The organism is Pseudomonas cuatrocienegasensis, from assembly GCF_900110925.1.
GTDB classification, from domain to species: domain Bacteria; phylum Pseudomonadota; class Gammaproteobacteria; order Pseudomonadales; family Pseudomonadaceae; genus Aquipseudomonas; species Aquipseudomonas cuatrocienegasensis.
Map to the genome: position 1 here is coordinate 228303 of NZ_FOFP01000006.1, position 22701 is coordinate 251003.

Below are 22701 nucleotides of genomic sequence, written 5' to 3' on the forward strand. Positions count from 1 at the left end.
CCATGACCCGCCAGAGAGCCCTGATCGTCGATGACGAACCCGATATCCGCGAACTCCTGGAGATCACCCTCGGGCGCATGAAGCTCGACACGCGCAGCGCGCGCAACGTCAAAGAAGCGCGCGAATGGCTGGCCCGCGAGCCATTCGATCTGTGCCTGACCGACATGCGCCTGCCCGATGGCACCGGCCTGGATCTGGTCCAGCACATTCTGCTGCGCCACCCGCAGGTGCCGGTCGCGATGATTACCGCGTATGGCAGCCTCGACACGGCGGTCAACGCCCTCAAGGCGGGGGCTTTCGACTTTCTGACCAAACCGGTTGACCTCACTCGCCTGCGCGAACTGGTCGCCACCGCCCTGCGCCTGCGTAACAGTGACGGCGCCGAAATGCCGGTGGACAGCCGCTTGCTCGGCGACTCCCCGCCCATGCAGGCGCTGCGCAAGCAGATCCTCAAACTCGCACGCAGCCAGGCACCGGTGTATATCAGTGGTGAGTCTGGCAGCGGCAAGGAGCTGGTCGCCCGACTGATTCACGAACAGGGCGCCCGCACCGAGCAGCCATTCGTCCCGGTGAACTGCGGTGCCATTCCCTCAGAGCTGATGGAGAGCGAATTCTTCGGCCACAAGAAAGGCAGCTTCACCGGTGCCATCGAAGACAAGCAGGGCCTGTTCCAGGCCGCCAATGGCGGCACCCTGTTTCTCGACGAGGTCGCCGACCTGCCGCTGCCGATGCAGGTCAAGCTGCTACGGGCGATCCAGGAAAAGGCCGTGCGCACGGTCGGCGGGCAACAGGAGATCGTCGTCGACGTGCGCATCCTCTGCGCCACCCACAAAGACCTGGCCGCCGAAGTCGCCGCCGGGCGCTTCCGCCAGGATCTCTATTACCGTCTCAATGTCATCGAGTTACGCGTACCGCCGCTGCGCGAGCGCCGCGAAGACATCGTCCAGCTGGCCGACGCCATGCTCCGCCGCCTGGCCGAAGGCGCCGGGCTAAGCCCTGCCAAACTGGATCCCGAGGCCCTGGAGAAACTCAAGAGCTACCGTTTTCCCGGCAACGTGCGCGAACTGGAAAACATGCTCGAACGCGCCTACACGCTCTGCGAAAACGACCGCATCAGTGCCTGCGACCTGCGCCTGGCGGACGCTTCGGGTGCCGGCGAGGGTAACGAAACCAGTCTGGCGAATATCGACAATATCGAAGACTACCTAGAGACCATCGAGCGCAACCTGATCATGCAGGCCCTGGAAGAAACCCGCTGGAACCGCACCGCCGCCGCCCAACGCCTGGGCTTGAGCTTTCGCTCCATGCGCTACCGCCTGAAAAAGCTCGGCATTGACTGAGCAGCCCAACTACCGTGTAGAAGCCTACGCCACAGTCCGAGGGGCCTCCACATAGCCCCTCTGTAGGAGCGAAGGGGGCGCCTAGCCTTTATTCGCGATAATCACGGCGCAATCTCGAACAAAGGCCAGCCCCCCTTCGCCCTTACACACGCCTAATCAGCGCTGCGACAGCCGGTTGGAACTAATAGCCGATGCTGGTTTATAGCCCAACTCAGCCGAGCCGCCCTGCAGGCGAATAAGGCGTCGGATCAATAATCGGTTCACGCCCCGCCATCAGGTCAGCCAATAACTGACAAGACGCCGGCGCCAGCACCAAGCCATTGCGGTAATGACCACAGTTTAGCCACAGCCCCTCATAACCCGGCAGCGCTCCAATAAAAGGAATGTCCTCGGGCGACCCTGGCCGCAGCCCCGCCCAATGCCCCACTACCTCAGCATCGGCCAACGCCGGCAACAGCTCGATTGCCGAAGCGCGAAGGCTGGCCAACGCCTGCTCGGTCGGTGTCTTGTCGAAGCCAGCGTGCTCCAGGGTACTACCGACCAGCACATGACCATCGCGCCGCGGAATCGCATAGCGCCCCTTGGCCAGCACCATACTCGGCAAAAAATCCTCGGCACACTTGAACAGAATCATCTGCCCCTTCACCGGCTCCACCGGCAGCTTCAGCCCCAAGGTCGCCAGCAACTCACCACTCCAGGCGCCGGCAGCCAGTACCACGCGCTGCGCACGAATCTCGCCGGCGGCAGTAGTGACGCCGCAAATCAGCCCACCTTCCTGAATAAAACCAGTAACCGGACAGTGCTCACGCAACGTTACGTTCGGCATTGCCAGCAATGCCGCACGCAATGCCTTGACCAATCGCGGGTTACGCACATTGGCCACACCTGGCATATGGATAGCGCGCTCAAAGCCCGGTCCCAGCACCGGCACCCGCTGGTGTACCTCGAGGATATCCACCGCCCGCAACACCCGCCCTTCGCGCGCGGCCCAGGCCAGCGCCTGGGCCTCGTCATCCAGATCCAGCCAGTAGAGGCCAGAGGCATGCACCTCGGGATCAATCCCGGTCGCCGCCAGCAACAGCTTGCCGAAACCCGGATAGAAATCCTGCGACCAGTGCGCCAGCGCCGTTACCGCAGCGCCGTACCGCCAGGGATAAAGCGGCGAAACAATACCGCCGCCAGCCCAGGAGGATTCCTTACCTAAAGAGTGCTCCTCAAGCAAATGAATAGCTGCACCACTTCTCGCAAGCAATAGTGTGGAAAGCATGCCAATGGCACCGCCCCCCACCACCAGAACATCTTTCGACATCGAACCTCCCACTTGCCCTTTCCATTTCAAAGGTCTAAACCTTTCAACACCAGGACGGTAAACATGCAAGGATGCATATATGCGCCACTATCAACAATGGGCCTTCAGCCTGCCAGAGCTCCTCATAACCCTCACCGTTTTCACCATTTTGGCGAGTATTGCAGTTCCCCACACGGCTCAGTTGATCGAAAAGAACCGACAACAGGCTTCCGGAGATCTGCTACTGCGAAGCCTACAAATTGCCAGAGCCAAAGCGATTGCCGAGAAAAGAACTGTTCTGCTCTGCCCCTCATCCAGTGTCGAGTGCATGGAGGATTGGAATGAGGGCTGGATCCTGAAGTCACCAGCAAGCAACGAAGTACTGAGCCGAGACAAAATCTCCGAACCTAACAGCACACTCCGCTGGACAGGCTATCGGAAAGAGATTCTATTCAGGAGAGACGGCACCAGTCCTACGGGAAACGGCCGCTTCTTCCTATGCACCCAACACGGATTGGCATGGCAGTTAATCATTAACCGACAGGGCCGTATTCGAAGGTCCGAGCCAAAGGAAGACCTCACGGATGCGCATCGTTGCAACTGATAATCTGCGACGCAAGGCAGCGTGACCCAGAGCACACAACCGCGCAATAGACAACCGACCGTCTCCCCAGAGAAGCCAACCGTCACGCTGCGCAGGACTTCCATGCCCCTTGTCGGCCATCATCCACTCAAAGTTAGGAGTGGAGTCAATCATGCCGGACAAAACGAACACGAGCGGATTCACCTTGGTCGAGTTGATGGTCGTCATCGCGCTGCTCGCTATCGTTGCGCTGATCGCAGCGCCAAGCTTCACCGACATGATCGAGCGCAATCGTCTGCAAAGCCAGGCAGAAGAACTCAAGTCTTTTCTTATCTATGCACGGGGCGAAGCAGTAACCCTAAGATCAACCATTACTGTCGAGACAGATGACGAAGAAGCTTGGGTAGTTGAGCGAGGCGGCACCATCATTCGCCAGTTCGAGCAAAACCCTGACCTGGTAACCATACGCTCAAGTACAGAGACCATAACCTTCAGAGGTAATGGTACTGCGACCGCAGCGACTTTCACTGTTTGCCACGACGACGACCCTGATCGAGGCTACTTCCTAGAAATTCAAGCTAGCGGCGCAACCAACTTATACCTGCCGGGGGAAAAGGATGCCAATCATACAGATCTCGATAGTTGCACCTTGTGAGGATGCGTATGAGCAATAACCAAGGTTTCAGCCTCATTGAGGTACTTGTAGCTCTTCTGCTAACCACCATTGGTGTTCTCGGCATGGTTGCCTTGCAAGGACGAAGCATTCAGTACACACAGGATTCAGTACAGCGTAATACGGCCGTTTCGCTGACCAACGAACTGATCGAAATAATCCGAGCGAATCCGCAAGAGCTCTACAACTCGCCGGCCCCGAAATTCCCGGTTAATAGTGGAATGAAAGAAAGCTCTCTGTTTTACAAAGAGAAAGGTGAAGGCTTCACAGACCGCGAAGAGTGCGTCACCACTACAACGCGCCTTGCTGAAACGCCGAAAGAGCAACGCGACTGCTGGGCCGATAAGGCCGAAGCGATACTGCCTGGCGGAGCAGCTTTGTTCGAGAGTGAGGTCAGTATCTGCCGTAGCTCAAGCCCCGGTGATTGTGACGACGCAGGCTCCATGCTCGAAATCCGTCTTGCTTGGCAGGTCCGTGACAGAGCATGCCTAGATGCTGGCGACCCAGATGCCACCGTATGCACCTACACCGTTCGGGTAGAACCATGAATACAGTTAAACCCCAGTTTGGTCTTTCGCTTATCGAGCTACTGATCGCGTTGGCGATTAGCAGCCTGCTGATCCTTGGTATTACCCAAGTCTATATCGACAACAAGCGTAACTATGTCTTCCAGCAGAACCAGGCTGGAAATCTAGAAAATAGTCGCTTTGCCAGCTTGATGCTCAATGAATATCTTGGAAAAGCAGGATATCGACGCGATCCTGTCATCCTGATTGAAGAAGCTTTTCCTGACAGAAGCGCCAGCGGTGATTGCCAAGCATTCGGCGCCGGCCACTCCATTACGGGGCTGGCCCCGAACGTAGGTATAGGCTTTTGCATTCGCTACCAGCCGAAAATCAGCGGCGAACTGGATTGCCAAGGTGCAGCCAGTGCAAGTTTCGATGACACTGTGGCTTTTTCATCCCCACCAACTTCCAGCCTAATAATATTGGCATTCAAGTATGCCCCCAGCACAGATAACGAACTCCCAAACGGCCGCCTACTCTGCAAGAGCCTAAATGTTTCGTCCCCACAGTACGGCGAACTGCTACGCGGGATAGCCGATATGCGCGTGGATTTTGGAATCGGTAATTCTGACATTCTAGAAAAAAAAATCTCAGGTTTTGTTCCTCAATCAGACTGGACGGCAGCAAACGGTGCAATCCGAAGCGTACGCTACTCATTACTGATGGCCAGCCGAAGCGGTCAACGCGATAGCGATGACTCGAAAATCCTAGACGACTGGCTGGCAACTGCGGCGACGGACGATAAGACGCGCCTGCAAGACGCTGACAACCGACATTTGTATCAAGTAACCAGTAGCACCCAGACCGTCAGGAACCTTATGCCATGACAGCCATTACTTATCAAAAGCAAAGGGGTGCAGTTTTATTTATCGCCCTCATTATGTTACTTGTTCTGACATTGCTGGCAATCAATAGCATGCGAGGCGTAACACTGGAAACACGTATCACTGCAAATCGCGCTCAAGAAACAAAGTTAATCAACGTCGCCGATGCTGCGCTGCGCGAAGCCGAGTTCCGCTACTACGGTCCGGGCAATATTCCCGACAAGCTTGAGCCAAAGGCAGCCAACTGCAGCACGGATAACACATTGAACGTAAATGGCATTAACAAGCCATGCCTTCTTGCTATCCAGACCAGCAACCTACTCGACTTTGTGAATCATCCTGAAGGTGCAAGTGAAGACTACCTCGGCGATGACTCATCGGGAGGCCTGCTTTGGATGCCCTATCGCGGCACCGATGCCCAGGAGACTACGCAAGCGAGCGCACAGGCAGACGCCCACTGGAACAGCATCCAAGCTGGCGAAGCAGGTAATGCGGCAGTCAACGCCGAATACGGGATGGTTGCTGAGGGCCAGGGCACCTATTTCTATATGAATAATGGCAAGGCTGGAGAAACGCTGTTTTTGCAGTCAACGAACGCCAATATCTACCTTGGCATCAACAATTGAGCGCCGATATCATGAGCCACCTCCTTTATTCATCTCGCGCTAAAACAATTTCATATGCTCTGCTTGGCACCGTGATCCTCAGTGCTGCCGACGCCTATGCCAACGTTTCGCAAAGTCCATTGAGCCTGACCATTGGCGTCCCACCCAACATGGTGATGACGCTGGATGACTCCGGCAGTATGCGCTGGGCCTTTGCACCAGATGGGATCGATGACATACACGCCACACGCCGGGCAAAATCAAGCGACTTCAACCCGCTTTATTTCAACCCAAACACTACCTACAGTGCTCCCATCGTTTTCAACACCGCAGGTGACGAAGTAGCACTTCCCACAAGCTTTAGCGCAGCCTCAATAAATGGCTATAAAAGTAATCTTGGTGCTATTGACCTGCGCAACGACTACAAATTCACATGGAGTTACGATCTACTGACTGGCCAGGCTACCAGCTATGGTTATAGCAATACATCCAATCGACTTGGGGAAAATCCGCCGGACGACTTCAGAACCACTGTAACTTTATCATCTAACGGTTCGACCACGCAGCAAACACCGGGCGGAATAGTTTTTAACATCACGCGTACTAGCCGCACTGAAAGTTGCGGACGCCGCTGCACCACAACTATTATAGAATGCACGGCTACAGCGACTCATGCGAGCCTTACTACAACTCTTACACCGTCTTGCACCGTAAACGGAAACAACATGACTGCCTCGCTATCAAGGCAAGGCGTACCTGCTTATTACTATACATACAACCCAAGCCTGGCAAACAATTGCACTAGAGCCGATGAAAGCTGCTATGACCTCAACTTCGTTAACGCAGAACAAGAACAGAACTTTGCCAATTGGTATTCGTTCTATCGCAACCGTGCATTGGCGACGATCTCTGCTGCAGCCCTTTCCTTCTATGACCTCTCCCCCGCCGTACGCTTGACATGGCAGGGACTGGGCAACTGCACCACCCTGGATGGAGGGTCAACTACCGATTGCTATGACAACACTTTCCAGGCATTTACAACGGAACATAAAGGTCAACTGTACTCCTGGATGCAAAATATAAAATTCAATCAGAGCACTTATTTGCCCGCTGCAATAAAGCGCGCTGGCGAGTTTCTCAAGACCGATACTGCCTGGCAGAAGACCCCGAACGGTTCAGGCAATACAACTCAGAACACTTACGCGTGCCGGGCCAGCTACCATATTCTGATGACAGATGGTCAGTGGAACGCCACCACAAGCATGCCAAGCGATTTCCTAGATGATGCATCCACATTCGAGCTGCCAGATGGCCGCACTTACAGAGAGCGCCGCCCATACTATGATGCGAAATCGGAAACTCTGGCTGACCTAGCCATGCATTATTGGGCCACAGACCTTAATCCTTCTCTGGGTAACGATATTCCGGCATATATTCCGTTCAAGTCCGGGGATACGACAACAGATTACTGGGATCCCCGTAACGATCCTGCGACTTGGCAGCACATGACCAACTTCGTAATGGGGCTGGGACTTACCGAGTCCCTGAACAACACCAATGTACCTTGGGCCGGCAGCACCTTCGCAGGCGAAGGTTACAACAAATTACTGGCCGGAACGGCCAACTGGCCAGAGGCCTCCAGCGGTAGTTCAAATAACGTCTACGATCTCTGGCATGCTGCGATAAACTCACGTGGCGAATTCTTCAGCGTCGACAGCCCCGAAGCTATGGTTCAGGCGTTTGATGACATCCTTTCACGCATCGCCGACCGTAAATCCACTGCAGCCCGCCCCGCTATCAACTCAGGGCAAATAAGTACGGATGAGGATGACAATGGCACTGTGAAAACGGTGTCTTATCAGACCTCCTATGCCAGCGACGATAACTGGTCTGGAGATGTGAAACGCTTCGAGAAATCCTGGAACCCCCAAACCAGTACATTTGAAACGCGCGAAATTTGGAGCGCCAAGAGCTTGGTTCCCGCCGCAGCGAGTCGAACAATCAAGATGGCGGGTGAAAGCAATAGCGGGCTTGTAGATTTTCGGTGGAGAAACGCAGGTGAAAGTACAACGGCAGGCACTCTTGCCTATTTCCTGAGCCGTGACCCGGAAAACAGTAATATAGCGGATAATAAAGGCTCCCAACGCCTCGACTATATACGTGGCGAACGGACGGGAGAAGGCACCACCTTCCGTCAGCGTAGTAGTGTGCTGGGAGACTTTTACGCCTCCACGCCTGCAGTAGTTTCCGGACCACGCTCCCTGGTCAATTTTTCAAATCGCTTGGAAAACAACACAGCCTATAGTGACTTTGCACAAGACCAAGCAGAGCGGCAGCCACGGATATACGTGGGCGGCAACGACGGAATGCTACATGGCTTCAATGCCACTACAGGCATTGAAGAATTTGCGTTCATCCCAACCGCTGTGTTTCAAAAGTTAAATAAACTAACTGGCACCAACTACAGCCATGAGTTCTACGTCGATGGTCCGCCCGTAGTCGCGGATGTGTTCAATGGCACCGAATGGCGCACCATTCTAGTAGGCACACTCAAGGCCGGCGGGAAGTCCATATTCGCACTGGACATCACCACTCCTGGGCAAGAAAAACTGCTGTGGGAATTCGATGACAGCGATTTGCCGGCAGATGCACAAGCCAAGATGGGCTACAGCTTCTCCCAACCGACCATCGCTCGCCTGCATACAGGTACGTGGACCGTCGTATTCGGTAACGGTTATGAAAGTGCCAATAACACCAATGGCAAAGCAGCACTGTTCATCGTCGACGCAATGGAAGGTGCCCTCTTGAAAAGCTTGGAGGTTTCTGGGGCAGATGGCGTAGCCAACGGTTTGTCAACTCCCAAACTAGGAGACTACAACGCTGATGGCATAGCGGACTACGCCTATGCAGGAGACTTGCAAGGTAATCTCTGGCGTTTCGACTTGCTGCGAGACGACCGCAGCGACAGAGCCCCCTTCACCCGGGACGATGACGGGGATATAGCTATTGATGACTTTGAAGTTGCTTATGACGGTGAGCCACTGTTCAGTGCCACTTCCAGTAACAACGATAGCAGCCAACCTATCACTTCTGCACCCAGCCTGGTTCGCCACCCAACCGGCATCGGATATTTGGTGATTTTCGGAACAGGTAAATTCTTCGAGACTAATGACAAAGAAGGTGACAAAACCATGCCCCAGACCGTTTATGGCATCTGGGACAAACAAACGCTTGGTGAAGAGGCAAGTAACCCGAATATTAACCGTAGCAGCCTGCAAGAACAGGAGATAACCAATCAAGTAACGGTAGCAGCCGATGGCTCATCCAGGCAGGGTTTGGTCATCAGCAACAACCCTGTCAACTGGAACGGCTCTGATACCCTGAACGCGCAGAACGGCTGGTGGCTCGACCTTCGCCAGAGCGAAGGCGAGATGGTCGTAGAAAACATGTCGCAACTTGGCCGTACGGTTTTCTTCCAGACCTTGATCCCTAACGATGACCCTTGTGGTGACGGTGCAACCAACTGGACCTTCGCCATCAATCCATTCACAGGCGGCAGAACTCCGCATAACGCTTTCGACTACACCCCTACTTCGGATATTGGCACCAACAATATCTCAGCCATTCGCCAAGATGGAGAGGGCGGCGGTACGCTGTCGCAGAACTCTGACAACTCGTTCCAGTATTGCACCGGTCAGGAGTGCACCAATATTTATCCAGACCCATCCAGCATCGGACGTCAAAGCTGGCACAGAGTCGAACTAGAGTGAAGATGAACAGACAGCCCCATGGAGTATTCGATGAAATCCGCTCAAACCGGCTTCACGCTGATTGAAGTCATGATAGTAGTCGTGGTCATAGGTATTCTGGCCGCGATCGCCTACCCGAGCTATACGGAGTACGTACAGCGCGCTAACCGAAGCGAAGGTCAGGCACTACTGGCCGACGCCTCCGCTCGCCAGGAGCGCTACTTTGCCCAAAACAATGTGTACATCACCAATAACGACGACCTGGATAAGCTAGGGCTTGGTGGAAAGGAATCGGAAACCGGTAAATACAATCTTTCCGTTGCCCGCGTTGATGGTGACGGCGGCTATACCTTTACGGCAGAAGAAACATTTGGCGATACCAAATGCGGTGATCTGACCCTCAACGCATTAGGCAAAAAAGATCGTAGCGGCAGTGTGAAAAGCATTGAAGATTGCTGGAAATAGGTCAGCCTGCTCAAGGAGACTGGAAATAAAAAGCGCAGGCAGAGTTACCCGGTTTTTTGCTATAAGACCTTAACCCGCAACTCCTTCGGCATCGAGAACGTCACGTTCTCGGGCCGACCATCCAGTTCGCTCTCCCCTTCCGCGCCCCAGTTGCGCAACTGGCTAACCACGCCACGCACCAGCACTTCCGGTGCTGAGGCGCCGGCGGTGATGCCGATGCCCTGCACGCCGTCGAACCACTCCTGCTTGAGGTCTTGCGCCCCGTCGATCAGGTAGGCCGGGGTGCCCATGCGCTCGGCCAGTTCGCGCAGGCGGTTGGAGTTGGAGCTGTTGGGGCTGCCGACCACCAGCAGCACATCGCACTCGGCTGCGAGCTGTTTGACCGCGTCCTGGCGGTTTTGTGTGGCGTAGCAGATGTCATCCTTGCGCGGCCCGCCGATGGCGGGAAACTTGGCGCGCAGGGCGTCGATGACTTTGCTGGTGTCGTCCATGGACAAAGTGGTCTGGGTGACGAAGGCCAGCGCCTCGGGGTTGCGTACCTGCAACCCGGCCACGTCCGCCTCATCTTCCACTAGGTAGATGGTGCCGCCATTGCTGGCGTCGTACTGACCCATGGTGCCTTCGACTTCGGGGTGCCCAGCATGGCCGATCAGGATGCACTCGCGCCCTTCGCGGCTGTAGCGCACCACTTCCATATGCACTTTGGTCACCAACGGGCAGGTGGCGTCGAATACCTTCAGGCCGCGCCGGTCGGCCTCGCTGCGTACGGCCTGGGAAACGCCATGGGCGCTGAAGATGACGATGACATCATCCGGTACCTGGTCCAGTTCCTCGACGAAGACCGCGCCACGGGCGCGCAGGTCTTCGACCACGAACTTGTTATGCACCACTTCATGGCGCACGTAGATAGGCGGGCCAAAAACTTCCAGGGCACGGTTGACGATTTCGATGGCGCGATCCACGCCCGCACAGAAGCCACGGGGGTTGGCGAGTTTGATATGCATGGTGGTTATCTCGGTTGGCACCGGTATGAGCAGGCTTGCACGCACTGCAGCTCAAGCGTTCAAGGGTATTCCTGACGGGAGTGAAGAACGCTGACCACCTCGATGCAATCAGCGGCCACTCGATAGACCAGAACATAATTGGGATGGGCGACCAGCTCACGCGTACCGGGCACTCGTCCGGTACGATATAAGTACGGGTGTTCGGCCAAGGACAACACTGCAGACTCCAGTCGGTCCTTGAGCTGCCTTGCTGCCTGAGGATCTTCATTCGCGATGTAGTGGATGATTTGCATCAGCTCGGTTCTGGCGCTAAGGCGCCAGATGATCGGTAGCATCAGTTACCGCCTCGCTTTGCCTCAGCCTCGGTGATGATGGCCTCCATCTCAGCCATCACCTGATCATGCGCAACACCTGGGCGTGAATCATCGAGAGACGCCTGTACCTTGCGGCGAAACCAACGATCGTGGCTGTCCGCCTGCTCCTGGGTCTCGAACTCGGAAACGATAGGGGAAAGTTGCACGCTCATACTGGAGGCCTCCGTATTGGCGATGAGTTTACACCGCATCAAGCGCTTTGACCTCGATCACTTCAACATCGAACTGCAGCTGCTTGCCGGCGAGCGGGTGGTTGAAGTCGATGGTCACCTGGTTGTCATCGAAGGTTTTAACCACGCCGGGCAACTCGGTGTTCGCCGCATCGTTGAAGATCACCAGCAAGCCTTCGGAGAGCTCCATGTCCTGGAACTGGCTGCGTGGCATGATCTGCACATTTTGCGGGTTACCCTGACCAAAACCCTGCTCAGGGGCAATCGGCAGGCTGCGCTTGTCGCCGGCCTTGAGACCGAAGATGGCCTGCTCGAAGCCCGGCAGCAGATTGCCGTCGCCAACTTTGAAGGTGGCGGGCTGCTTGTCGAAGGTGCTGTCGACCACATCGCCATTCTCGAGCTTGAGGGCGAAATGCAGGGTAACTTCCTTGTCCGGGCCAATGCGTACATCTGTCATGGGGTGACCTCGGCGGACTTGTTGCTCTTGAACATGTCCAGCGCCAGGAGGATGGCGCCGACGGTGATGGCTGAGTCAGCAATGTTGAATGCCGGGAAATACCAGCGGTTCTGCCAGTGGACCAGGATAAAGTCGACTACATGGCCGAACACCACGCGGTCTACCAGATTGCCCAGCGCTCCGCCCAGCACCAATGCCAGAGCCGCTGCCAGCCAGGTTTCCTCAGGTTTCAGACGCTTGAGCCAGACCACCAGAATCACGCTGACCACCAGGGCGATGGCCGCGAAGAACCAGCGCTGCCAACCCGAGGCACCGGCCAGGAAGCTGAACGCAGCGCCGGTGTTATAAGCCAGAGTCCAGCTGAAGTAGTCCGGGATGATCACGATCTGCTGATACATGCTCAGGTTGTTGTCGAACCAGAACTTGGTGACCTGATCGACCACGAACACCAGCAGGGTTAACCACAGCCAACCGAGCTTGCCGAAACGCGCGCTCATGAGGGCATCTCCAGCACGAGAACCAGAGCCTTACGCATGATGGCGCACCTCGCCCTGGCCATCGATATTGCTCACGCAACGGCCACAGATGTCCGGATGGTTGGCATGGCTGCCGACGTCGGCGCAGAAGTGCCAGCAGCGGGCGCACTTGGTCAGGCCTGATTTGACGATCTTCAGCTTCAGCCCGCTGACTTCGGTCTGTACCGCATCAGCCGGCGCAGCGGCTAGCGGTGCCAGGCTGGCACCGGAGGTGATCAGTACGAAACGCAGCTCATCGCCCAGACGGGTCAGGTCGGCGACCAGCGCCTCTTCAGCGTAGAGGGTCACTTCGGCCTGCAGGTTGCCACCGATCAGCTTGGCGCTGCGCTGGTTCTCCAGTTCCTTGTTGACTGCGGTCTTGACCGCCATGACCCGCTCCCAGAATGCGCGATCCAGCGCGAAACCTTGCGGCAGCTCGCTCAGGCCTGCGTACCAGGTATTGAGCATCACCGACTCGTTACGCTCGCCCGGCAGGTACTGCCAGAACTCGTCTGCGGTGAACGAGAGGATCGGCGCGATCCAGCGCACCAGCGCTTCGGCGATATGGAACATCGCGGTCTGGCAGGAGCGCCGCGCCACGCTGTCGGCGGCGGTGGTGTACTGGCGGTCCTTGATGATGTCGAGGTAGAAGCCACCCAGCTCCTGTACGCAGAAGTTGTGCACCTTCTGGTACACGTTCCAGAAGCGGTAGCTGGTGTAAGCCTCTTCGATCTCGCGCTGCAGCAGCAGCGCGCGATCCACCGCCCAGCGGTCCAGCGCCAGCATATCTTCGGGGGCCAGCAGGTGCTGCGCCGGGTCGAAGCCGCTGAGGTTGGAGAGCAGGAAGCGTGCGGTGTTACGAATACGCCGATAAGCATCGGCGCTGCGCTGCAGGATCTGGTCGGAGACGGCCATCTCGCCCGAATAATCGGTGGAGGCGACCCACAGGCGCAGGATGTCGGCGCCCAAGCTGTCGATGACCTTCTGCGGCGCGACCACGTTGCCCAGCGACTTGGACTGCTTGCGGCCCTGCTCGTCGACGGTGAAGCCGTGAGTCAGCAGTTCCTTGTAGGGCGCGTGACCATCGATAGCGCAGCCGGTCAGCAAGGAGGAATGGAACCAGCCGCGGTGCTGGTCGGAGCCTTCCAGATACAGGTCGGCGGCCGGGCCATTCGGGTGCGCCAGCTCGGCATGGGAGCCGCGCAGCACGTGCCAGTGGGTGGTACCCGAATCGAACCAGACGTCCAGGGTGTCGCGGCTCTTGTCGTATTGATCGGCTTCGGCGCCCAGCAGCTCGGCGGTGTCGAGCTTGAACCAGGCTTCGATGCCTTGCTGTTCGACGCGCTTGGCCACTTCTTCCATCAACTCGGCAGTGCGCGGGTGCAGCTCGCCGCTTTCCTTGTGGGTGAAGAACGGGATCGGCACGCCCCAGTTGCGCTGACGCGAGATGCACCAGTCCGGGCGGCCGGCGATCATGCTGTGCAAGCGCGCCTGGCCCCAGCCCGGTACGAACTGGGTTTCTTCGATGGCAGCCAGTGAACGCTCACGCAGGGTTTTGCCCTCGTGCGGCTGCTTGTCCATGCCGATAAACCACTGCGCGGTGGCGCGGTAGATCAGCGGCGTCTTGTGGCGCCAGCAGTGCATGTAACTGTGGCTGATGGTTTCATGCTTGAGCAGCGCGCCGACTTCTTCGAGCTTGGCGACGATGGCCGGGTTGGCCTTCCAGATAAACTGGCCGCCAAAGAACGGCAGCGAATCGACATACACGCCGTTGCTCTGCACCGGGTTGAGGATGTCGTCGTTGCTCATGCCGTAGCGCTTGCAGCTGTAGAAGTCGTCCTCACCGTAGGCCGGTGCGGAGTGCACCACGCCCGTGCCGGCGCCCAGTTCGACATAGTCGGCCAGGTACAGCGGCGACAGGCGCTCGTAGAACGGATGACGGAAGTTGATCAGCTCCAGCGCCGCACCCGCCGCGGTGGCGATGACTTCGCCCTGCAAGCCGTAACGTTGCAGGCTGCTCTCAACCATTTCTTCGGCCAGCAGCAGCAGGCGATCACCGACATCCACCAGGGCGTAGTTGAACTCCGGGTGCACGTTCAGCGCCTGGTTGGCCGGGATGGTCCAGGGTGTGGTGGTCCAGATGACGATGCTAGTCGGCTTGCTCAGGCTGGCCAGGCCGAACGCGGCGGCCAGCTTGTCGGCGTCTTCGACCGGGAAGGCGACGTCGATGGCTTCGGACTTCTTGTCCTGGTATTCGACCTCCGCTTCGGCCAGGGCCGAGCCGCAATCGAAGCAGAAGTTGACCGGCTTCAGGCCCTTGAACACGAAGCCTTTCTTGACGATCTCGGCCAGGGCGCGGATTTCCCCGGCTTCGTTGGCGAAGTTCATGGTCAGGTAGGGATTGTCCCACTCACCCAGCACGCCGAGACGGATGAAGTTGCCCTTCTGCTCTTCGACCTGCTCGGCCGCGTAGGTGCGGCAGCGCTCGCGGGTCAGGTCAGCCGGCTGATTCTTGCCGAAGGTGGTTTCGACCTTGTGCTCGATCGGCAGGCCGTGGCAATCCCAGCCCGGTACATAAGGCGCATCGAAGCCGGCGATGGTCTTGGAGCGGGTGATGATGTCCTTGAGAATCTTGTTCAGCGCGTGACCGATGTGGATGCTGCCGTTGGCATAGGGCGGGCCGTCGTGCAGGACGAATTTCGGCCGATCGGCGCCAATCTCACGCAGCTTCTGATACAGGCCAATCTCGTTCCAGCGCTGCAGAATCTGCGGCTCGCGCTGCGGCAGCCCGGCTTTCATCGGGAACTGGGTATCAGGAAGATTCAACGTGGCTTTGTAGTCGGTCATCTCAGGCTCTTCACGTAAGCGGTTGACCCTGCCAATGGGCGCGGGCGGCGGCAATATCGGCAGCAATTGCCGTCTTCAGTGCCTCGAGAGAGGCGAAACGCTGCTCATCACGCAGCTTGTGGTGGAAGGCCACCATCAAACGCCGGCCATACAGGTCGCCGGCAAAATCCAGCAGGTGCACCTCGAGGTGGGCGCTCCCGTCGCCAGCCACGCTGGGGCGCACACCAATATTGGCGACCCCGGGCCATGGCTGGCCGTCTATCTCGGCGCTGACCAGGTAAACCCCGGTCAGCGGTACACGCTTGCGCTTGAGCTGCACATTGGCGGTTGGCGCATTCAGCTGGCGACCGAGCTTCTGCCCGTGCAGCACCCGCCCGACGATGCGGAACGGCCGACCGAGAAGGCGCTCGGCCAACGCGAAGTCCGCCTCAGCCAGGGCCTCACGCACTCGCGTGCTGCTGACCCGGGCGCCATCGAGTTGCACCGTGCTGGCGGCTTCGACACTGAAGCCCTCACGCACACCGGCCTGTTCGAGAAAGGCAAAATCCCCTGCCCGGTCACAGCCGAAACGAAAATCATCGCCCACTTCCAGGTGCTTGACGCCCAGCCCCTCGACCATGACCTCATGGACAAACTGGCTGGCGCTCAGCTCGCGCAGGCGCCGGTTGAAACTCAGGCACAGCACCCGGTCGACACCCTCGGCCGCGAGCAGCGCAAGCTTGTCACGCAGCCGGGTGATACGCGCAGGCGCCGTCTGGGGAGCGAAGAACTCACGCGGTTGCGGCTCGAAAATCACCACGCAGGTCGGCAGCCCCAGCTCGGCACCCCGTTCGCGCAGGCGCGCCAAAATCGCCTGATGGCCACGGTGGACACCGTCGAAATTGCCAATGGTGGCGACACAGCCCCGATGCTGGGGCCGCAAGTTATGAAGGCCTCGAACCAGCTGCATAGCGCGCTTCTTGCTCACAAAGTCGCCAATTATACGCACAGCCGCGCGCCGACAACAGGCGCGCGAACATCAATGCGCGGTGCGCCGGGCGAAATCACCCAGGCGAAAGCCCAGCCCCAGCAACACCGCGAAATAGCTCAACACGCCCAACAGCACCAAGCCTGCCAGGCGCGTCAGGCGCCAGAGCATGTCGCCCTCGGCCCAGGCCGGCATCCAGTGCAGCGCCAGCAGCAAGCTGGCCACCATAGCAATAAGGGCCAGCAGCAGCTTGCCGACAAACAGCAGCCACCCCGCCTGGGGCTGGAACATGTTCAGGCGACGCAACTGCCAGTAGAGCAAGCCGGCGTTCAGGCAGGCCGCCAAGCCAATCGACAAGGCCAAGCCGGCATGGGCCAGCGGGATCACGAAGACGAACAACAGGTTCATCAACTGCGTAGCCGCCAGGGTCACCAGACCGATCTTTACCGGCGTCTTGATGTTCTGCTGGGCATAGAAGCCCGGCGCAAGAATCTTCACCAGAATGATCCCCAGCAAACCCACGGAATAGGCAACCAGAGCCTGCTGGGTCATGGCTGCATCATTGGCGGTGAACTTGCCGTACTGGAACAGCGACACCGTCAGCGGCTCAGCTAACAATGCCAGCGCCACCGCACACGGCAGCACCAGCAGAAAACACAGACGCAAGCCCCAATCGAGCAGGCGCGAGTACTCGGCAGGATCAGCACTGGCGTAGCTCTTCGACAGAGCCGGCAGCAGGATGGTCCCCAGCGCCACCCCAAGCACACCTGAGGGCAGCTCCATCAGGCGGTCGGCGTAGTACATCCAGGACACCGAACCGGCGACCAGAAAGGAGGCGAACACCGTATTGATGATCAGCGAAATCTGGCTGACCGAGACCCCGAAGATCGCCGGCCCCATCTGCCTGAGCACACGCCAGACCCCAGCATCGCGCAGGTTCAGGCGCGGCAGCACAAGCATGCCGATTTTTCTCAGGTGGGGCAGCTGGTAGAGCAGCTGTAGCAGGCCGCCAACCAGCACGGCCCAGCCCAGGGCCATGATCGGCGGGTCGAAATAGGGTGTGAGGAACAACGCGAAGACGATCATGCTGAGGTTCAGCAGGGTCGGCACGAACGCCGGCACCGAAAAACGATTCCAGGTATTGAGCACAGCGCCAGCCAGCGACGACAGCGAGATCAGCAGAATATAAGGAAAGGTCACGCGCAGCAGATCGGTGGTCAGGGCAAAGCGCTCGACCTCATCGGCGAACCCCGGTGCCGATAGCCACACGATCCACGGCGCCGCCAGTACACCCAGCAGCGTGACCACAGCCAAGACCAGGGTCAGCAGACCACTCACATAGGCCACAAAGGTACGAGCCGCCTCATCACCCTGCTGGGTCTTGTATTCGGCCAGAATCGGCACGAAGGCCTGGGAGAAGGCACCCTCGGCAAAGATCCGACGCAACAGATTGGGCAGTTTGAACGCCACCACAAAGGCGTCCGTGGCCACGCCGGCACCAAAGGTGCGAGCAATGATGGTGTCGCGTACAAAACCCAGGACACGCGAGAGCATGGTCATGGAGCCGACCGCAGCCAGCGACTTGAGCAGATTCATGGGATCATTCGGCTTCCGCGAACAGGCGCAGCCGGTTGCAATCAGGCGCTGCGCAAAGGCGAGGAGTGTAACGGCCCGCCACTGGTCAGGCCAGCACATGCGTAGACCGACAGGCTTGACAGCACGCCCTCATATCGGCATGATTCGCGGCCTTATTCGTTCGTAACCCCCCAGATTTTTTCGAGGAGCTTGACGGTGGCCAATACACCTTCTGCCAAAAAACGCGCAAAACAGGCTGAGAAGCGTCGTAGCCATAACGCCAGCCTGCGCTCCATGGTCCGTACCTACATCAAGAACGTGGTCAAGGCTATCGACGCCAAAGACCTGGACCTGGCCAAGAACGCCTACACCCTGGCTGTGCCGGTAATCGACCGTATGGCCGATAAAGGCATCATCCACAAGAACAAAGCCGCTCGCCACAAGAGCCGCCTGAACGGCCACATCAAAGCACTCGGCGAAGCCGCTGCTGCCTGATTGGTTGCTCGTTCTTGAAAAACCGACCTCAGGGTCGGTTTTTTATTGCCTGCCGATAACGCACAGGCGGCAAGATCGGCGCTGCTCAGGCTATGCACCAGCTCGTATTGCACAGCGTCGCTGCTTCTCGTAGGAGCCGCGCCTCGCGGCGAATAGCGACCATTCAGCGGCATGTCAGCTAGCCCAAACGCTTCGCGCCGGGGCGGCGCTCCTACGGGAGTGCGTGATGGCTTGCATGGGGGTGCAACAGCCAATGGGGACATAGCCAATAAAAAAGGACCGCCGAGGCGATCCTTTTTCGTACAGCAGCGACGCTTACAACGCTTGATCCCACGGACGGTCGCCGTGCTCGTCCTTGATCCGGGTAGGCAAGCCCATTACATCAAGAAGCTTGAGGAACGGCTCGGCCGGCAGTTGCTCGACGTTGACCATACGCTGCGCATCCCACTCGCCACGGGCCACCAGCAGGGCGGCGGCCACCGGCGGTACGCCAGCGGTGTAGGAGATGCCCTGGCTATCGGTCTCGACGTAAGCGTCCTTGTGGTCGGCAACGTTGTAGATGAACAGCTCGGTCGGCTTGCCGTCCTTGCTGCCCTTGACCAGATCACCGATGCAGGTCTTGCCGCTGTAGCCCGGCGCCAGCGACGAAGGGTCGGGCAGCACGGCTTTGACTACTTTCAACGGCACCACTTCCACGCCCTCGGCGGTTTTCACCGGCTGTTCGGAAAGCAGGCCAAGGTTCTTCAGTACGGTAAATACGTTGATGTAGTGATCGCCGAAGCTCATCCAGAAGCGCACGTTGGGCACATTCAGGTGCTTGGACAACGAGTGCACTTCATCGTGACCGGTCAGGTAGAGGTTCTGCTCACCGACCACCGGCAGGTCATCGGTGCGTTTGACCTCGAACATCGTGTTGCTGGTCCACTGGCTGTTCTGCCAGCTCCAGACTTGCCCGGTGAACTCACGGAAGTTGATTTCCGGATCGAAATTGGTGGCGAAGTACTTGCCGTGGGAACCGGCGTTGACGTCGAGGATATCGATCGACTCGATGCTGTCGAAGTACTGTTGCTGCGCCAGGGCAGCATAGGCATTGACCACGCCCGGGTCGAAACCGACGCCAAGGATCGCGGTGACGCCCTTCTCCTGGCACTCGGCCAGATGCTTCCACTCGTAGTTGCCGTACCACGGTGGGGTTTCACAAATCTTGTTCGGCTCTTCGTGAATCGCGGTGTCCAGGTAGGCCACACCGGTGTCGATGCAGGCGCGCAGCACGGACATGTTGAGGAACGCCGAGCCGACGTTGATGACGATCTGCGATTCGCTTTCGCGGATCAGGGCCTTGGTCGCTTCAACGTCCAGGGCGTTCAGTGCATAGGCCTTGATTTCACCGGGCTGCTTGAGGCTGCCCTTGGCCTGTACGCTGTCGATGATGGCCTGGCATTTGGAGATGTTGCGCGACGCGATGGCAATACGACCGAGTTCGTCGTTGTGCTGCGCGCACTTGTGGGCCACCACCTTGGCGACACCTCCTGCACCAATGATAAGAACGTTCTTCTTCAATTGTTTCACCCCCTTGAACTGCGGCCTCAGGAGAGGCTGGACAGGTAGTCGTTAAAACCAAACTCGCGAACCACCTCGACGCTGCCGTCGAGTTGCTTCACCACGATGGACGGCATTTTCAAACCGTTGAACCAGTTTTTCTTGACCATTGTGTAACCCGCTGCGTCGATAAACGACAGACGATCGCCGATGGCCAACGGACGCTCGAATTGGTACTCACCAAAGATATCGCCGGCCAGACAGGATTTACCGCAGACCATGTAGGTGTGCTCACCCTCGCTGGGCGCCAGCTTGGCGTTGAGGCGGTAGATCAGCAGGTCGAGCATGTGCGCTTCGATGGAGCTGTCGACCACCGCCAGGTGCTTGCCGTTGTACAGGGTGTCGAGCACGGTGACTTCCAGCGAAGCGCTCAGAGTGATCGCCGCTTCGCCCGGCTCCAGATAGATCTGTACGCCGTATTTTTCCGAGAAGGCTTTCAGCCGCGCGCAGAAGGCATCCAGCGGATAGCCCTCACCGGTGAAGTGGATGCCACCTCCAAGACTGACCCACTCGACCCGGGCAATCAGATGGCCGAAGCGCTCCTCGATGGTGCTCAGCATCTGGTCGAACAGCTCGAAGCTGCCGTTCTCGCAGTTGTTGTGGAACATAAAGCCGCTGATCTTATCCATCACCGCGGCAACCTTCTCCGGGTCCCACTCGCCCAGGCGGCTGAACGGACGCGCCGGGTCGGCCAGCAGGTAGTCGGAGCTGCTCACTTGCGGGTTGACCCGCAAGCCGCGGATGGTGCCTTCGGTGCGCTCCGCGAAACGCTCGAGCTGGCCTATGGAGTTGAAGATGATCTTGTCGCAGTTGGCGACCATCTCGTCGATTTCGTCGTCGGCCCAGGCCACGCTGTAGGCATGGGTTTCGCCGGCGAACTTCTGCCTACCCAGCTTGAGCTCGTACAGCGACGACGAGGTGGTGCCGTCCATGTACTGCTGCATCAGGTCGAACACCGACCAGGTGGCGAAGCACTTGAGCGCCAGCAGCGCCTTGGCCCCGGAATGCTCACGCACGTAGGCGATCTTCTCCAGGTTGCCCAAGAGCTTCTGTTTGTCGATGAGGTAGTACGGCGTCTTGATCATCGGTATGCCCCAAAACTGGTCGGCCGGTGAGGCGTCAGCTGTAGCTGAGCCCCCTAAAAAATCGGACGCGAATTGTGCCGGCAACCGGCGCAGATCGAAAGAGCAAAGGGGGTATTTCGTCCGAGATCGGCGCGTTTTCCACCCAGTAATTGCCGGCCAGGGTGCCTGCCTGGGATGACAGCCACATGACGCACGCCGCCCGGTACTCGGGCGAAGCCGTGCAATGCAGTACAATCGGCGCTTTTCAAATTGAGCGACCGGCCCTTTCGATGATCGATCCCAAGCGCGTACTGCGCGCCCTTGCCGAACACTGGACGTTACTCGAACCGCTCTGCGAGCGCTTCGACGCCGGTACCCTGAGCCTGATCGAGCTGCGCAACCAACTGGCCGCGCAGTTGCCCGACAGCACCGTGGTGGAGATCACCGCGCTGCTCGATCAGTGGATCCGCCTGGATATCCTGGTGCCGGTGGCCAAGAGCCCCAACCGCTTCGAGCTGAACGCGCAGATCCACGATTTCCTCGCTTACCTGCGCCGCGAACACCGCCTGGGCCTGTGCCTGGAAATCGAAGCCTACCTGCGCCACCTGGAGCGTCTGGCTGGTTATATCCAGGACGCATTCGAGGTACGCGATGCCCATGACCTGACCCGCCAACTGCGCCTGCTCGACATGCGCGTGCGCGACGTGCTGAAGAAGCTCGGCAATGACGAGCAGGCGCTGATCGCCGTGGCCGAACGCGCCAAGACCAGCGACCGACAGATCCCCCTGCGCCAGCGCTATGCCGAAGTACTGGCGACCTGGGACGAATACGTCGAGCCGATGATCCAGCTGGTCGCCGCCGATGGTGCCTTCGAGCAGGGTGTGTACCGCGTCGAGCACGTCTTGCTGCGCTTGCTCGGCGAGCAGCAGCGCCTCGGCCAGTTGGTCGACGATGACCTGTTGCTGCGCACCCACGCGCGCATTCTGGAGATGCAGACCAGCGCCCAGTTGACCCTGCGCAAGGCCCGCGAACTGCTGCTGCCGTTGCGCGAGGAAGCGCGCCGGCACAACGCAGTCACCCGTGGCGCGGCATTGGCCTTGTCGGTGATCCGCAAAAAGGGCCTGGACGCCGTGCCCCAGGCGGCCCTGCCGCTGTTCAGCCGGCCGCAGAGCACCTTTCTTGGCAGCGCCAGCCAGGTCGAGGCCTATGTCTACGCCCTGGCGCGTTTCGAGGCCAAGCCCGCGCACTTCCCCAAGGCCAGCGGCAAGCGCACCGGCGACAGCCCACGCGCACCGAAGACCGCGCGGGAAATGCTCGATCGCTGCGAACAGGCCCTGCCGCTGCCTGACCTGATGACCTGGCTGCTGGAGCAGGAGCCCGAAGGCGCCACCGACGAGTTGCTCTATTGGTTCTCGCGCCTGTCGCGCGATAACCGCTTCCAGCGTGACCGCCTGGAACGCCGCCAGTACCTGACCCGCGACCACGAAGTCAGCCTGAGCTCCGTTGCCCTGGTGGGCCGCCCCAGTGCCTGACCTGCCACT

General features: G+C 58.6%; 21 protein-coding genes. 10 read left to right on the forward strand and 11 right to left on the reverse strand.

What is annotated here, in order from left to right:
• Positions 1-2: 2 nt before the first annotated feature.
• Complete coding sequence (locus tag BMW49_RS11075; RefSeq protein WP_069518061.1) at positions 3-1340, forward strand: sigma-54-dependent transcriptional regulator; 1338 nt, start codon at positions 3-5, stop codon at positions 1338-1340.
• A gap of 211 nt (positions 1341-1551) precedes the next feature.
• Here the strand turns inward: BMW49_RS11075 and thiO are convergent, their stop codons facing one another.
• A complete protein-coding gene (gene thiO, locus BMW49_RS11080) occupies positions 1552-2649 on the reverse strand; it encodes a glycine oxidase ThiO (protein ID WP_069518063.1) in 1098 nt (365 codons plus the stop codon).
• A 79-nt stretch (positions 2650-2728) separates the two neighbouring features.
• Between thiO and BMW49_RS11085 the strand changes: the two genes are divergently transcribed.
• From BMW49_RS11085 to BMW49_RS11115, 7 genes are all read left to right on the forward strand, one after another.
• Positions 2729-3232: a GspH/FimT family pseudopilin gene (locus BMW49_RS11085; RefSeq protein WP_069518065.1), complete on the forward strand. Its 504-nt coding sequence runs from the start codon at positions 2729-2731 to the stop codon at positions 3230-3232.
• Positions 3233-3383: 151 nt separating this feature from the next.
• Positions 3384-3866, forward strand: coding sequence for a GspH/FimT family pseudopilin (locus BMW49_RS11090; protein WP_069518067.1), 483 nt, complete (start codon positions 3384-3386; stop codon positions 3864-3866).
• An 8-nt stretch (positions 3867-3874) separates the two neighbouring features.
• Positions 3875-4432: a type IV pilus modification protein PilV gene (pilV, locus tag BMW49_RS11095; RefSeq protein ID WP_069518069.1), complete on the forward strand. Its 558-nt coding sequence runs from the start codon at positions 3875-3877 to the stop codon at positions 4430-4432.
• Positions 4429-5277 carry a PilW family protein gene (locus BMW49_RS11100; protein ID WP_069518071.1) on the forward strand — a complete coding sequence of 283 codons (849 nt, stop codon included), beginning with the start codon at positions 4429-4431 and terminating at the stop codon, positions 5275-5277. The genes pilV and BMW49_RS11100 overlap by 4 nt, the downstream gene beginning before the upstream one ends.
• Entirely contained in the window at positions 5274-5900 is a 627-nt protein-coding gene (locus tag BMW49_RS11105) for a pilus assembly PilX family protein (RefSeq protein WP_069518072.1), read from the forward strand. The genes BMW49_RS11100 and BMW49_RS11105 overlap by 4 nt, the downstream gene beginning before the upstream one ends.
• An 11-nt stretch (positions 5901-5911) precedes the next feature.
• Complete coding sequence (locus tag BMW49_RS11110) at positions 5912-9649, forward strand: pilus assembly protein (protein WP_177342779.1); 3738 nt, start codon at positions 5912-5914, stop codon at positions 9647-9649.
• A gap of 30 nt (positions 9650-9679) precedes the next feature.
• Positions 9680-10093 (forward strand): type IV pilin protein, encoded by a 414-nt coding sequence (locus tag BMW49_RS11115; protein WP_069518074.1) that lies wholly within the window; start codon positions 9680-9682, stop codon positions 10091-10093.
• Positions 10094-10152: 59 nt separating this feature from the next.
• Here BMW49_RS11115 and ispH read toward each other — a convergent pair whose 3' ends face one another.
• The 8 genes from ispH to murJ form a co-directional block, all read right to left on the reverse strand.
• Positions 10153-11097 carry a 4-hydroxy-3-methylbut-2-enyl diphosphate reductase gene (gene ispH, locus BMW49_RS11120; RefSeq protein ID WP_069518114.1) on the reverse strand — a complete coding sequence of 315 codons (945 nt, stop codon included), beginning with the start codon at positions 11095-11097 and terminating at the stop codon, positions 10153-10155.
• 59 nt (positions 11098-11156) lie between these two features.
• Positions 11157-11432 (reverse strand): type II toxin-antitoxin system RelE/ParE family toxin, encoded by a 276-nt coding sequence (locus tag BMW49_RS11125; protein WP_069518076.1) that lies wholly within the window; start codon positions 11430-11432, stop codon positions 11157-11159.
• The gene (gene relB / locus BMW49_RS11130) at positions 11432-11623 is read right to left on the reverse strand and encodes a type II toxin-antitoxin system RelB family antitoxin (RefSeq protein ID WP_069518078.1); all 192 of its coding nucleotides are present in this window, start codon (positions 11621-11623) and stop codon (positions 11432-11434) included. Before relB ends, BMW49_RS11125 begins: the two co-directional genes overlap by 1 nt.
• Positions 11624-11651: 28 nt before the next feature.
• Positions 11652-12098: an FKBP-type peptidyl-prolyl cis-trans isomerase gene (gene fkpB, locus BMW49_RS11135; RefSeq protein WP_069518080.1), complete on the reverse strand. Its 447-nt coding sequence runs from the start codon at positions 12096-12098 to the stop codon at positions 11652-11654.
• Complete coding sequence (gene lspA / locus BMW49_RS11140; RefSeq protein ID WP_069518082.1) at positions 12095-12595, reverse strand: signal peptidase II; 501 nt, start codon at positions 12593-12595, stop codon at positions 12095-12097. The genes fkpB and lspA overlap by 4 nt, the downstream gene beginning before the upstream one ends.
• Before the next feature lie 30 nt (positions 12596-12625).
• Entirely contained in the window at positions 12626-15460 is a 2835-nt protein-coding gene (gene ileS / locus BMW49_RS11145) for an isoleucine--tRNA ligase (RefSeq protein WP_069518084.1), read from the reverse strand.
• Positions 15461-15470: 10 nt separating this feature from the next.
• Complete coding sequence (ribF, locus tag BMW49_RS11150; RefSeq protein WP_069518086.1) at positions 15471-16409, reverse strand: bifunctional riboflavin kinase/FAD synthetase; 939 nt, start codon at positions 16407-16409, stop codon at positions 15471-15473.
• Positions 16410-16478: 69 nt separating this feature from the next.
• Positions 16479-18023, reverse strand: coding sequence for a murein biosynthesis integral membrane protein MurJ (murJ, locus tag BMW49_RS11155; RefSeq protein WP_069518116.1), 1545 nt, complete (start codon positions 18021-18023; stop codon positions 16479-16481).
• A gap of 195 nt (positions 18024-18218) precedes the next feature.
• On the opposite strand from murJ, the gene rpsT reads away from it, so the two are divergent.
• Complete coding sequence (gene rpsT, locus BMW49_RS11160; RefSeq protein ID WP_069518088.1) at positions 18219-18497, forward strand: 30S ribosomal protein S20; 279 nt, start codon at positions 18219-18221, stop codon at positions 18495-18497.
• Between the two features lie 315 nt (positions 18498-18812).
• On the opposite strand, the gene BMW49_RS11165 is transcribed toward rpsT, so the two are convergent.
• Positions 18813-20057, reverse strand: coding sequence for a saccharopine dehydrogenase family protein (locus tag BMW49_RS11165; protein WP_069518090.1), 1245 nt, complete (start codon positions 20055-20057; stop codon positions 18813-18815).
• A gap of 26 nt (positions 20058-20083) precedes the next feature.
• Positions 20084-21181, reverse strand: a complete 1098-nt coding sequence (locus BMW49_RS11170) for a carboxynorspermidine decarboxylase (protein ID WP_069518092.1) — start codon at positions 21179-21181, stop codon at positions 20084-20086.
• 269 nt (positions 21182-21450) lie between these two features.
• Here BMW49_RS11170 and mksB point away from each other — a divergent pair, with 269 nt between their 5' ends.
• Positions 21451-22692, forward strand: a complete 1242-nt coding sequence (gene mksB / locus BMW49_RS11175; protein ID WP_069518094.1) for an Mks condensin complex protein MksB — start codon at positions 21451-21453, stop codon at positions 22690-22692.
• Positions 22693-22701: the final 9 nt, after the last annotated feature.